The 12,447-nt window shown below is 45.4% G+C and carries 14 protein-coding genes; all 14 read right to left on the minus strand.

Annotated elements, in window-relative coordinates; all coding sequences use genetic code 11:
• Positions 1-11: 11 nt before the first annotated feature.
• Positions 12-1,244, minus strand: a complete 1,233-nt coding sequence (locus MKX34_RS30135; RefSeq protein WP_076140728.1) for a flagellin — start codon at positions 1,242-1,244, stop codon at positions 12-14.
• Between the two features lie 242 nt (positions 1,245-1,486).
• Positions 1,487-1,729 carry a carbon storage regulator CsrA gene (gene csrA, locus MKX34_RS30140; RefSeq protein WP_076140726.1) on the minus strand — a complete coding sequence of 81 codons (243 nt, stop codon included), beginning with the start codon at positions 1,727-1,729 and terminating at the stop codon, positions 1,487-1,489.
• A gap of 1 nt (position 1,730) precedes the next feature.
• Positions 1,731-2,177, minus strand: coding sequence for a flagellar assembly protein FliW (locus tag MKX34_RS30145; protein WP_076140724.1), 447 nt, complete (start codon positions 2,175-2,177; stop codon positions 1,731-1,733).
• Between the two features lie 115 nt (positions 2,178-2,292).
• On the minus strand, positions 2,293-2,859 hold the full coding sequence (locus tag MKX34_RS30150; RefSeq protein WP_076140722.1) for a DUF6470 family protein: 567 nt from the start codon (positions 2,857-2,859) through the stop codon (positions 2,293-2,295).
• Positions 2,860-2,875: 16 nt separating this feature from the next.
• Positions 2,876-3,793, minus strand: a complete 918-nt coding sequence (gene flgL, locus MKX34_RS30155) for a flagellar hook-associated protein FlgL (RefSeq protein WP_076140720.1) — start codon at positions 3,791-3,793, stop codon at positions 2,876-2,878.
• A 16-nt stretch (positions 3,794-3,809) separates the two neighbouring features.
• Positions 3,810-5,393 (minus strand): flagellar hook-associated protein FlgK, encoded by a 1,584-nt coding sequence (gene flgK / locus MKX34_RS30160; protein WP_076273696.1) that lies wholly within the window; start codon positions 5,391-5,393, stop codon positions 3,810-3,812.
• Between the two features lie 54 nt (positions 5,394-5,447).
• The gene (locus tag MKX34_RS30165; RefSeq protein ID WP_036678457.1) at positions 5,448-5,948 is read right to left on the minus strand and encodes a flagellar protein FlgN; all 501 of its coding nucleotides are present in this window, start codon (positions 5,946-5,948) and stop codon (positions 5,448-5,450) included.
• Between the two features lie 12 nt (positions 5,949-5,960).
• Positions 5,961-6,248, minus strand: a complete 288-nt coding sequence (gene flgM, locus MKX34_RS30170; RefSeq protein ID WP_036678454.1) for a flagellar biosynthesis anti-sigma factor FlgM — start codon at positions 6,246-6,248, stop codon at positions 5,961-5,963.
• 103 nt (positions 6,249-6,351) lie between these two features.
• Positions 6,352-6,762, minus strand: coding sequence for a TIGR03826 family flagellar region protein (locus MKX34_RS30175; RefSeq protein WP_038574933.1), 411 nt, complete (start codon positions 6,760-6,762; stop codon positions 6,352-6,354).
• A 166-nt stretch (positions 6,763-6,928) separates the two neighbouring features.
• On the minus strand, positions 6,929-7,783 hold the full coding sequence (locus tag MKX34_RS30180) for a ComF family protein (protein ID WP_256717638.1): 855 nt from the start codon (positions 7,781-7,783) through the stop codon (positions 6,929-6,931).
• Positions 7,780-9,792 (minus strand): helicase-related protein, encoded by a 2,013-nt coding sequence (locus MKX34_RS30185; RefSeq protein ID WP_076297042.1) that lies wholly within the window; start codon positions 9,790-9,792, stop codon positions 7,780-7,782. The genes MKX34_RS30180 and MKX34_RS30185 overlap by 4 nt, the downstream gene beginning before the upstream one ends.
• A gap of 138 nt (positions 9,793-9,930) precedes the next feature.
• Positions 9,931-10,374 (minus strand): glycosyltransferase family A protein, encoded by a 444-nt coding sequence (locus tag MKX34_RS30190; RefSeq protein ID WP_076123908.1) that lies wholly within the window; start codon positions 10,372-10,374, stop codon positions 9,931-9,933.
• A gap of 135 nt (positions 10,375-10,509) precedes the next feature.
• Positions 10,510-11,232, minus strand: coding sequence for a response regulator transcription factor (locus tag MKX34_RS30195; protein ID WP_036681509.1), 723 nt, complete (start codon positions 11,230-11,232; stop codon positions 10,510-10,512).
• A 4-nt stretch (positions 11,233-11,236) separates the two neighbouring features.
• Complete coding sequence (locus MKX34_RS30200; RefSeq protein WP_036681511.1) at positions 11,237-12,397, minus strand: sensor histidine kinase; 1,161 nt, start codon at positions 12,395-12,397, stop codon at positions 11,237-11,239.
• Positions 12,398-12,447 lie beyond the last annotated feature (50 nt).

The raw sequence follows: 12,447 nt of genomic DNA on the forward strand, positions 1-12,447 counted from the left end.
AATCATAGAAATTAACGAAGCAATTGAAGAACACCTTGTGGCTGTTGATTAGCTTGAGCCAACATAGCTTGTGCAGCTTGTGCAAGAATGTTGTTCTTTGTTTGTTCCATCATTTCTTTAGCCATATCAACGTCACGAATACGGGACTCAGCTGCAGTCAAGTTCTCGGAAGAAGTTCCCAAGTTGTTGATTGTGTGCTCTAGACGGTTTTGAACAGCACCTAGTTTAGAACGTTCTTTGGATACCAATTCGATAGCGTTATTAACAGAGGTAATTGTACCTTGTGCCTTTTCTCTTGTAGAGATATCAGCACTATTAATTGTGAATTTAGAACCATCCGCCAACGCACCTTTAATTCCTAAGTCGGTGTTAGCAATAGTGACTGCTTTGCCATCTAACTCCGTAATATTACCACCAGCAAACTTACCTACGATTTGTCCATCTCGTATTACATTTGCGCCTTGGACTTCATAATTACCTGAAGACAAGTTTGATCCAGCGGCAGTTAATTCTTGTCTAAGTTCAGCTTGATTGTTTTTAATAACAATAGTTGAACCATCTGCTGGTGTGCCCTTTGTGAAGGTAATTTGTACAGTACCAGCCGCATCTTTTACAGTATCACCAGCTATTGTACCAATTTTTGTACCGCTAGCATCTTTAACATCCGTACCATCAACAGTATATGTTCCATCAGCAAAACCTGTTGATGCAACACCAGACTCAACAGTAGAACTTGCAGTCAATGCAAGTGCCGCGGAACCCATTGCTGCAACTGACAAGTCAATAGTTTGCCCTTGGTTCGCACCAATTTGGAATGTTCCCTTGAAAGAACCATTCAACAACTTTTGAGTATTGAACTCAGTTGTAGTCGAAATTCTATCAATTTCTTTCACTAATTGGTTCATTTCTTCTTGAAGTTCTGAACGATCTGAGTTTGTATTTGTATCAGTTGCAGATTGAACAGATAACTCACGCATACGTTGAAGAATGCTATGAGTTTCATTCAATGCACCTTCAGCAGTTTGGATCAAAGAGATACCATCTTGAGAGTTCTTTGCAGCCATATCCAAACCACGGATTTGTCCACGCATTTTTTCGGAGATTGCCAGACCAGCAGCATCATCACCTGCACGGTTGATGCGAAGACCGGAAGACAATTTCTCGATGTTCTTGCTAGTTGCTGCAGTGTTTGCACCCAATTGACGGTGAGTATTCAAAGCTGCGATATTGTGGTTAATAATCATTTGATATTTCCTCCCTGAAATTAAATTAGTTCCACATCCATGTGGTAAACGCTGATCCATTAAGGTCGGCCGCCCTGCTGGCTCAGCGTCTAATACATATATCGACGGTATGCACCCAACTGTTTAGAGCAAATCAAAGTTTTTTTGAAATTTCTTGGTTAAATTCTCCAAAATAAAATAAAAAACCCGAGTCAGCGATTACGAAGTCCCAGGTTTTGGATTATGTGTGTGCTACATGTCAATCATTCATTCTTATTTACACCACGAAGTCGATGGATCAATGCATTCAAATCAGACTGCTGAGGAGCGACAGACTCACGGTTAGCCTTTTGGATCGAGAGATATACCTCTTTACGAAAAATATCGACATGTTTTGGTGCAGAAATACCAATTTTTACCGTGTCACCATCTACGCTTAAGATTGTCAGCTCAATCTGATCTTGAATGACAATAGACTCCCCTTTTTTACGGGAAAGTACGAGCATATCATCCACCTTCCTTTCCATCTATAACCGACTGATCTTGCAGAAGGCTATGCTTCGTATGATAAGGGGCTCTATGCAAAACAATTTGTTTTCCCGAATGGACTACCGGATTCAATACAACGGGTGCCAGAAGATTAATTGTAGAGTGATCGACTGGTTCCTTCAGTGTAATCACGCAACGGACGATCACCTCTGTGTCGATTTCTAACTCTTCAGCCTCATCATCAGGCAGTTCGAATTCATAAGATGGAAAAAAAACAAACGGATCGCCTAGCAGAAACGATAATCCCTTTTCTCTTATAGACTGTAAATACGCAAAGGGCGTCTCAGGCATCTCAATTAAGATAAAGTCTGTTTCATCGTCAAATCCTGGTAAACCTTTAGAAAAATGATAAATCTGCTCCGTATCCACTTCTAGTTTGCCCCAAGATAGTGTTTCTATAATCAAGTTGTTCACTCCTCAAAAGTTTTGCTATGCAAAACTAGCTTCTTACGAGATTCTATTACATTATATAGCACAAAAGCTATAGAGGCGCTTTCTGGCACATCTACAGCTTAAGGAGCTACAATTGAACATTCAATTCTGGTGGAATAAACTGAATCGAAGCATATTGCTGCATATATATATTTAACTTTCCACGAGTATATTCAATTTCCGGATTACGTCTTTCCACCTGAATGTCGACTTTCACAGCTCGAAAATCGATTTGCGGAGCTCTCGTTTCGATTTGAATATCAACATTATCGTAGGATGCCGGGCCTCGAATCTCTGGAAACGAATTTGGCTCTGTATCCATACCGTATACTTCCGCAATTGTATTACCAGGTCTAAAAAACTGAGCCATTCGATTGCCTTGCTCAACCTTTCTCGCAATGCCCTGAAGGTATAACTGTTGAATTCCGGAATAGATACGCTTGTTCATATCCAGCATCTTTCCACCATTATAGGCTTCCCACGCTCGTGATTGATCTATGGTAAGCTCAGGCCGAGTCGAGTGAACCGTAAATTGCCCAGGGGTGGTTGTTACATTGATCTCAGCCTTAGGCTGGGTTATCGAATATGCGCCGGGGTCAGCATCAATCCCAATCACAGCAGGTGTCTGACGGATTTGCAATATCGGCCGAAGCAACGAGAACCACCTCCGTTTATCTTATAAAGTCTACGAGTGTTGTGGAAATAATCTTTGCACCCACAGACAAGGAGGCATTATAGATGTTCTCTTGTATCTTTGACTGCATTATCAAACCTTCGTAGTCAGCATCTTCAGTCTTAGCCTGAAGATCAGTTAGGTTGATATTCAAATCACTTAGTCGGTCTTGCATTAGCTCCACGCGGTTAGTCTTCGCTCCTATTTCCGACCGAGCCGTTAAAATAGATTCCATACGTGTATCAATTGAACCAAGTTGTGCCGAAACCCCAGAGTAATCACCAGACTTCAAAGCATCTGATAATTTATTAATGATTGTAAACAGATTATCTGTATCCCCCGTATTACCAAATATCTCATTACCAGACGTGCTAATGGGCATTCGCACGTCTTCACCTACGATAAACTGAATCTGCCCAGTATCCGTAGTAATTGGCTTAGATACATCATATGAGCCATCTGCACCTTTAACGAAATCATAAGGTTTCGTGTTGTATTGCTCGCCATTAAAGATATACTTACCATTCAACGTACTGTTAGCAATATCCACAAGTTGGTCTTTTAATTGCAATACTTCTGCATTGATACTGTCTAGTGCGGATTGTGGATTAGTTCCTGTCGCTGCTTGTACGGACAGTTCGCGAATCTTTTGAACGACATCTCCAGCTTGACCCAGCACTGTATCATTGTAATCAAGCCACGAAAGAGCACTATCTACATTCTTAGTATATTGTTCATTAGAGGAAAGCTCCGCACGGTAGCGCAGGGAATACGTGATCCCTACTGGATCATCGGAAGGCTTGTTGATTTTGCGTCCGCTGGAAAGCTGTAATTGTGTATCGTTCATTGTACGTGCATTGCGATTTAGGTTAAGCAGAAGCTGTGAATTCATCATGTTAGAGGTTACTCTCAACATACGCTATATCTCCTTTTTATCTGCCGACTGTGCCGGTGGAATTGATCAATTTGTCGAGCAGTTCATCAAAAGTAGTCATAAAACGCGCTGCGGCACTATAAGCATGCTGGAATACTAGCATATTCGACATTTCTTCATCTAGTGATACACCGCTGACTGATTGACGACGGGAGTTAACTTGCTCTACGAGATAATCTGAGTTATCCGTCTGACGTGCAGCCTCTTGGGATTGAATACCAAGTTGACCAACCATAGAGCTGAAAAGCCCACCAACAGTGTTGCTCACACTACCGTCTGGCTTAGTAAATTTACTATCCTTCAGGTTCGTCAATAGAAGTGCCAAGGTGTTATTTCCTTTAACGACTTGCGTATTTCCATTCGCATCAACAGTTGTACGTAATGAAGTTGCAAATAGGTTTACGTCAGCTGCAATTTCCGGATTCAGCTTGATCGTTCCAGCCTCGCCTGATGTTACAAAGAAATCGCGTCCGGCGCTTCCATCCATCGCGTAACCTAACTTGTGAAGTCCGTTAAACCCTTTGACAATGGTCTTGACGTCCTCATACATTGTTGCGCCCTTAGGCATGGCCTGACCAGCGGTCAAAGTAACTACGGTACCGTCAGCTTGTGTAATCTTGGCATCACTAGTCAACACTGTGCCCTCAGGAAGATTGGAGCCAGCTGGCACTGTAATTTCAACGTCACCTGTAGCAATAGTGCTCGCCAAATCATTGAGCTGTTTCTTGTAATCGGCAACATAGGTATTATTGGAAAAAATCATTCCGTAAGCCTCGCCGCCCTTCAAGGTTCCGGAGGCATAAGCATTATTAAGAAACGCGCCATCTACGGTTGTAGTTACTTCTCCACCCTCTACGAGAGGTTGTCCCCCTAAAGAAATGTTATAACCTGCTTCCGTCTCTACAACAGTAATATTAGCAATTTTGGAGAGCTTGTCCGCCATCAGGTCGCGTTGATCACGTAGATCGTTCGCATGATCCCCCATACCCTCAATCTTATAGATGGATTTATTTAGATCTGCGATCGCGGTCAGGTAACCCTGAGCTTCTTTTGCTTTAACATCTATATTAGTGGTTAGATCCCGCTCCAGATTATTCAGTTGCGTGCTCATATAGTTCATAGCATCCGTCAAAGATTGTGCAGTTTGCACTACAATCTTACGGGCTGTTGGATCTTCAGGGTTCTTACTTAGATCCGACCAAGATTTCCAGAAGTTATCCAGAACTGTACGAATGCCTGTATCCGATGGCTCATTAACGATAGCTTCCAGCTTAGAGAGCGTATCTGCTTGAAGACTCCAGTTGCCGAAAGCAGCGTTCTCACCACGGTACTGATCATCCAGAAACATTTCTCGAATCCGATCGATAGATGAGAATTCCACCCCTGTACCCATTTGACCTGGAACGGTAGATTTTAACAATCCGTACGCTTCAATAGGTAAAGAGGCTTGCATATTAACACGTTGACGAGTATAACCTTCGGTATTCGCATTAGCGATATTGTGTCCAGTTGTATTAAGAGCTGCGGTCTGAGTAAAAAGGCTGCGTCTCGCCGTCTCTATCGAGTGAAATGTGGATGTCATGCTTCTTACTCCTCCTTATGTTCTGCTCCGGCAGAACACTTCATCAGTACAATTCTAACCTCGTGCATCAAAAATCCCCGACCGATTTACGTTGTTACCTTTGTCGGACGGACGATGATAAGTGATATCCTGATTTGGTCTTCCGACCAACAGATCCAAAGAATAATCTATAAATGTAAGCGACTGCTCTATCAGCTTCTGATTTAGGTCATTGGCTTCTTTCAGGCGATGCAAAGTGCCTGAAAGCTTCTGCTGAATATGCAGCAGTCGTGCCTTGTCTTCAGGGTCAAATATAAGCCTGGACAGCTCCGTTAGATTCAGGTTCAGGTTGGAACGAATACCCACACCTTGCAAAACGGTATATGCGGCTAATATTCGCTCTTCCTCGAGCTGCCCAATTACCTTCATTAGCTTGGATTCACGATTAAGGATGTCGATTAACGCATCCACCTTGTTATCCATAATTGTCTGTTTCTTCTCAGCGGCCAGATCCAGCATTTGAACATGCACTCCATCTAGCCGCTCCAATAGTTCTATTAATGTCGTCAATGCCATGGATGTTTTCACCTAATTCTCGGAGGATTGCTTAAAGTAAGGGGCGAGTTTCTCTGCTAGCTTAGATGCATCAACTTGATAGGTACCTGCGGAGACCTGCTGCTTTAGATTGTCGATCTTAAGTGCGCGTTCTGGATCATTCTTGCCAGTGTTTTGTGCTTGCAAGAGTTGAATCGCTTCATCAGAGATCGAAACCTCATCCTTGCGTGTGCTTTTCTTCATTTGTTCCTGCCTTTGCGCTTCCGCGCTGCGTTGATACGGATTAATCGCGTTAATTCGTCCGGTCTCGTTAATTTTCATAACTTCCACCTTCCTTCTAATATAAAAAAGCCGATAATCTTTACTAAGTTTATCGGCGTAGACTGAAACATTCTTTATAGCTGCAAACGTTTTTTTGCAGATTTTATAGGTCACGCAGCTTATCTATGGCACGATATGCACCATCAGATGTCTTTTTAGTAGTATCCTCAGCAGAATTTTCCTTGACAGCATTCGTGAGATCTTTCCTGAGCCGGCTACGACAGCTGTCACACATATGGCCATCCCGAATCAGTGTACCACACACTTCGCAAGGGTACATCATATTGGGTGCATTAGCTATAGAAATCCGGCCTTCTCGAATAAAGCGGGTAATCTCTTTAATAGAAATCCCCGTAGCATCGGAGAGCTCCTGAATGTTGGTTCCTTTGTTTTCCCGTAAATAATTCACGCAGATCTCATATTCATGCTCCAGCTCTTTGATACAGGCCTGGCACAACCCCATAAGATTCTTGACAAACAACCGGCCGCACCTTGGACAATTGTCTAGATTCATAACAAGCAGCCGCTCCTCTCCGTACATTCTGTGCAATGCATAATATTCTTATGCTCCTAGATTACATGATTGCAAGGAATTCGTCTATGGGACAGAAGAAACGCTACCAACCGCAACTAATCCTTAATGAAATAGATATAGCTGTTCACAATCATGCATTTTCGCTTTAGGAACGCGCCCAGGTTAGGCTATAGATTTCTGTAGCATAATCATAGTTTGAAACCATTTGTTTTAGAATTTCGGCGCAAGCACGAATCGTGCTTCCCGTTGTATAGATATCATCAACAATAATAATTCGAATAGGACGGCTTATAGGTGAGTTATCTTTCAGCCAATCCTTAAATGGTGTGGAGACTGCCGGATTCGCTCCAAAAGCATTCTTCATATCTGCCAGTCTCTCCGCACGTCCTTTAAAGCTCTGCTTAACCGTATGATGCGTACGAATTAGTAGCGGTAGCTGAGGAATCTTCCTATGATGAGATAGAACATCGGCCAATCTTTCCGCTTGATTGAACCCCCGGTCTAGAAGCCTTGAATCACTGACAGGTACCGGAACTAATAAATCAGCTGACCAAAGGCTGTTTTTTTTGTACCTTTTATGTTGAATAAGATGAAAAAACGATGCCTTCTGGGATGAAAGAGCCCCCTGTTGCTTCTCCTCCTTTAGGGTTAAATATGCCCTATCCAGCATGAGACCAAGCAGAGGGGCATATCGTTCATTCCCGCGATATTTATATTGACCGAGCCATTCTCTCATCTCATTAGTGTAGGCTACCGCACTCCGGTTACATACAATGGGTGAGGGCTCAGCGCTGCGAGTACAGTCTGGACAGCCTACATGCCGCCCACATATCAAACAACGTGGAATGCGTATCCAAGGAATGGATTCCGCACAATTCTTACAGATACCAGGCAACTGTGAGGACTGTGGGCTGTACTTCCCGCAGGTTAGACATTGAGGCACGGAGGGGGTAAGGAGGAAAGACAGAGATTTTCGTAACCCTGTAAGCTTGGTATTCATATAGCCCCACCTTTACGAATATATCCTTGGCGGCGAGCGATGATATTCATAGTACGAATCTGAGCAATCGCTCCACGCTGGGATCGGCTCCACTGAGGGGAGGCAAATACAACATGCCCGTCAGGATCGTCTTTAGAACGACCAGCACGGCCTGCCATCTGAACCAAAGAGGCTTCGTCAAAAAGACCACTGTCTGCATCCAAAATAAACACATCACTGCGTGGCACGGTAACTCCCCGTTCCAGGATCGTAGTAGTTACTAACAAAGAGATGATATGGTTGCGAAAAGCAGTCACCTTCTCTGCCCGAAATGAATCCTTGGACGAGGTGCCTTCGATAACCACGCCAGGAAAGCTACGACGAAGTAGGATCAGCAAGCCTTCGATATGAGCTATGCGAGACACAAACAGAAAAATTTGTGCTTTTCGCTCCAGTGACTTTTGAAGATTCTGTATAAGCGATCTTGGCAAACTTCCACGCTTCAGAAAGGTTAGAACAGAGGGCATACTCAAATGCTGCGGGATAGGCAAGGGATGACCATGGAAGCGGACAGGCACTCTGGCATGTGGAAGCTTGCCTAACCGGACCAAACGCTGCATTTCTTGTGGTGGCGTAGCTGATAAATAAATGAAAGAGCCGTCCACTTTACAGGCTTGTTCAGCGGCATAGGCCAACATAGGATCATTGTGGTAGGGAAACGCATCCAGCTCGTCAATGATTACGAGATCAAAACCTTGATGGAAGCGCAGGAGCTGATGGGTGGTAGCGAGCGTTAAGCGACCGCTCACCCAGCGATCTGCGCTGCCGCCATAAAGTACGGCGATGTCCTCCGCCGGAAAAGCCCGGGCGAGCCGCGGCGCGAGCTCAAGTACGACGTCGCGGCGCGGCGTCGCTACCAGCGCCCGCCCTCCGGCGGCGAGCACAACCTCTAGGAGCGGGAAGATCATCTCCGTCTTCCCCGCTCCCGTTACCGCCCAGAGCAGAAACCGCTCTGGGCAGGTACTGGCGGAGCGCTTGCGCGCCTCCGCCAGAAAACCCAGCCCAGCGCCAGCGGCTCCCGCCTGCGCTGGGCTCAGCCCCCACCGGCCTGCGGCCGCGGCGGGGTCAAGGGCGGCCGTGCACCGCACGGCCGGAAGTGCTGCGCTGCGCAGCAGCAGCGCACAAGCCCGGCTGCGCCCAAGCGCGAGGCAGGCCTCGCAATAGGCGCAGCCCATAAGCCCGCACGCGGCGCATGCCGTGCGGCCGGTGGGCACGCTGCCGCAACGCAGGCAGCGCGAAACCGCGCGGCGAGCGACAGCGCCGCGCCACAATAAGTGCGGCAGCCTAGCCGCCGCACGCATCATAACGCCAGCACCCGCAGGGAGCTGGCGGGCCCGCGCCCCATGCGCAGCGGGGGCTGCATTGCCTACGGCGGCTGTAAGCATCAGCCGCCCCTGTAGATGCGCCAGTTGTGCCGCCTGGCGCCAGCATCCCCCTAGCTCTGGCAATTCTTCTGCCAGCAGCGCTTCTACTTCCGGCTCCAATAAAGAGCGCCCAGCCACAGCCCCCAATAATTGTTCTGAATCCGATTCTAGTAATCCAGATTGAAAATCCTCTTTTTCACACCAATCGTATCTTTCATTCTTCTTATTGTCCTGATCTATTCCGAAACTTGATTCATTAGGCTTCCATATGAATATTCCATCATTCAGCCACTGTGCCTCCCACAGTCCCCCTGTCTCTTTCTCCTCTCTCAACTCAGCCTCAAGCATACTATTAATATATTGCCCCCACTCCTTAATCCCCCAGGTGCCCATTACGCTTCTTTGTTTAAAGTTGTCCCGGAGCTTCACAGCCCAACCTAGCGGCAACGCAGAAGAAAGCAGAACCAAACTATTCGCCGCTAAGGAACTCCCAGCTTTCTTCTCCGGTCTAGCTACAGACCACCACCATCTATCCACGCTAAGATCTAATGAAATTTCAACCCTCCAGCTCCCCTTGCATTCCACAGCATATACAGCGACTTGCATAATAATCCCTCCTACCTTTCGCTTGTACTTAGCAACTCCATATTTGATCCCGAATTCACGACTCCGTCTCCCCAAACGCAAAAAGCACACTCCCCCAGTTCTTGGAGAGTGTGCTTCACCCGTTACTTACATATTTACTTAAGATCTGTTGCGCTTTGATTCGCATCCCCTACTTCCTGCCATCCCCATAAAAGGCAGCGATACAGACTGCCCTGACAGCCGCAAGTCTACTACAATTCCTTCATGCTGCAATTCTTCACTCATCTGAAGAGAGTACATAGATGTTGCAAGATCGATAGAGCAGCCACTAGCGGCCATTTTGGAAACTATCCCAAGTGTTCCATCGCTCGAACCATCATCCATGAACGTTACTCGCAATCGTTTTCCGGTTAGAAGAGCTTGAAATGTCAGTGCCCGAATGTACCATTCCACAACAGATTCATGATTGCGGGTAATAAAAATATAATGAATCCATTTTCCGGACTGCGGTGTTTTACGCACCTTCTGCCGGTTATGCAACATATGAATCATCACTGCAGCGGATACATAAACAACCGCAATCCATATCAACTGGGCTACCATGGAGATGCACCTCCTCTGTATACCAACACTATATGCCGGCATTAAAAGGTCGGTGACTGCCTAGAATACCCATCAGGGAAGCAAGCTGTGTCTACTTAATTTCTTTCCTTTATGTAACGTATTACTGTGAAGCTTCTACAAGGTTACCCAGCCGTATTTAATCGAATTAATAACGGCTTGAGTCCGATCATCCACTTCCATTTTTTGCAAAATACTGCTAACATGGTTTTTAACTGTTTTTTCACTAATGAATAAATATTCACCGATCATTTTGTTGCTCTTACCTTCAGCCATTAGACGAAGCACTTCTGCTTCACGACGGGTTAGAGGATTGTTGTCACCAGCAATAAATTTAACACCAGCTTCCTTCACCACTGTATCTGTAGTTACGCCAGTCTCGTTAAGGTAAGTCATACGCCGCAATTGATTGATAAGCTTTCCAGTAACCTTTGGATGGATAAAGGCATGTCCTTCACAGACCGAACGAATGGCATTAATAAGGGATTCAGCCTCCATATCCTTCAATAAATAACCATTGGCGCCCTTACGTAGGGTCTCAAATACATAACTCTCATCATCATGAATGGATAAAATAATTACCTTAACCTCCGGGAACATTTCCCGAAGTTTTTGAGTGGCTTCTACGCCATTCTCAACAGGCATATTGATGTCCATTAATACGATGTCCGGTTTAGTCCCGTTACAAAACTCTAATACCTGAATACCGTCGCCGCACTCCCCTATGACCTCGATATCCTCCTCCATATTCAAAATGCGTTTCAGCCCTTCACGAAAAAGCTGATGATCATCCGCCAAAAGAACCTTAATGGGCGTTTTACTAGAGTTTAAGTTCTCCATCACACTACTCCTTCCCCTTCTCCACATTCGTCGGAATATGGATCACGATTGTTGTCCCCTGATTCTCGGCTGATACAATTTCCATTCTTCCTTCAAGCAGTTCTACACGTTCCCGCATACCTACTAACCCGAAGCTTTCCCGATTACCTTGCTGATTTTTTAACTTTTGTACATTAAAGCCTAATCCGTTATCTTTAATCACAATCTTAATTAACTGCGCTTGGTATGTAATCTCCACCAATACGAAGCTTGGGTAGGCATGTTTTGCTGCATTAGACAATGCTTCCTGAACCAGACGATATACCGCCGCCTCCATCGCTGAAGATAGTCGGTGTTCCTGTCCCCGGGTTTCCAAAGTCGTCCGCAGTTTCGTCTTCTCTTCAAAATCATGCACATATTTCCGCAAAGTCGGAATCAAGCCCAAATCATCGAGAGCCATCGGTCGTAAATTAAAAATAACCTTACGCATTTCTTCCAGGCTGTTACGTACCTGCCCTTTTAAATCTACTACTTCGTCCTGCACCAGCCCAAATTCCTGCTTTACCAGCATTCTTTCTACAATTTCCGTCCTAAGGACTAGATTTGCCAGCATTTGAGCGGGACCATCATGAATTTCCCGGGCAATTCTCTTCCGTTCTTCTTCTTGAGCCAGGATAATTTTGAGTCCGATCATCTGTCTGTTCTTCGCAGATTCGACAATTCTCGTCACTTGGCCTAGTTCTCCCGACAAATATTCGAGCACTACGCTCATTTGCGAACCAATTGACTCTGCACGCTCTACAGAATTTTCGACACTGCGCACTCGCATTTGTAATTCATCACGTCTGCTTCGAAGATAGACCTCTCGCTCACGTGTCATCATGAGTTCGAGCTGAAGCTCCGTAGCCTTCTCATAAGCAATACGGATATCCTTCTCTGAGTAGCGGACAAAGTCCCGGCTGACCTCTGTCAGCCGGATTCTGGAGCGGTGATACTGTAGCTCCAGCTTGTCTACCTTTTTCAATGTTTCATCCGTTTCGTCCATGACCCGCTGCAGTTCCTTGTTGAGTGCAGCAAGTTCATCACGTGCAACCTGCAATATTTCAAAAATCTGATACTTGCTGCTCTCCATCACGTCGATGGTATTTTTAATAACGCGATCAATCGCATCGGCTTGAAATTCCACGGATGCTTGCCCCTTTTCTATCGGATCGTATTAAGGTTTTCCTTATATAT

Origin of the sequence: Paenibacillus sp. FSL R5-0636 (genome assembly GCF_037974255.1) — a bacterium.
GTDB lineage: Bacteria > Bacillota > Bacilli > Paenibacillales > Paenibacillaceae > Paenibacillus_AQ > Paenibacillus_AQ odorifer.

Bases quoted from the DNA above. Each gene is read 5' to 3' on its own strand.
- MKX34_RS30135 (WP_076140728.1), bottom strand. From the start codon at position 1,244: ATGATTATTAACCACAATATCGCAGCTTTGAATACTCACCGTCAATTG.
- csrA (WP_076140726.1), bottom strand. From the start codon at position 1,729: ATGCTCGTACTTTCCCGTAAAAAAGGGGAGTCTATTGTCATTCAAGAT.
- flgL (WP_076140720.1), bottom strand. From the start codon at position 3,793: ATGTTGAGAGTAACCTCTAACATGATGAATTCACAGCTTCTGCTTAAC.
- flgK (WP_076273696.1), bottom strand. From the start codon at position 5,393: ATGACATCCACATTTCACTCGATAGAGACGGCGAGACGCAGCCTTTTT.
- MKX34_RS30165 (WP_036678457.1), bottom strand. From the start codon at position 5,948: ATGGCATTGACGACATTAATAGAACTATTGGAGCGGCTAGATGGAGTG.
- flgM (WP_036678454.1), bottom strand. From the start codon at position 6,248: ATGAAAATTAACGAGACCGGACGAATTAACGCGATTAATCCGTATCAA.
- MKX34_RS30175 (WP_038574933.1), bottom strand. From the start codon at position 6,762: ATGAATCTAGACAATTGTCCAAGGTGCGGCCGGTTGTTTGTCAAGAAT.
- MKX34_RS30180 (WP_256717638.1), bottom strand. From the start codon at position 7,783: ATGAATACCAAGCTTACAGGGTTACGAAAATCTCTGTCTTTCCTCCTT.
- MKX34_RS30185 (WP_076297042.1), bottom strand. From the start codon at position 9,792: ATGCAAGTCGCTGTATATGCTGTGGAATGCAAGGGGAGCTGGAGGGTT.
- MKX34_RS30190 (WP_076123908.1), bottom strand. From the start codon at position 10,374: ATGGTAGCCCAGTTGATATGGATTGCGGTTGTTTATGTATCCGCTGCA.
- MKX34_RS30195 (WP_036681509.1), bottom strand. From the start codon at position 11,232: ATGGAGAACTTAAACTCTAGTAAAACGCCCATTAAGGTTCTTTTGGCG.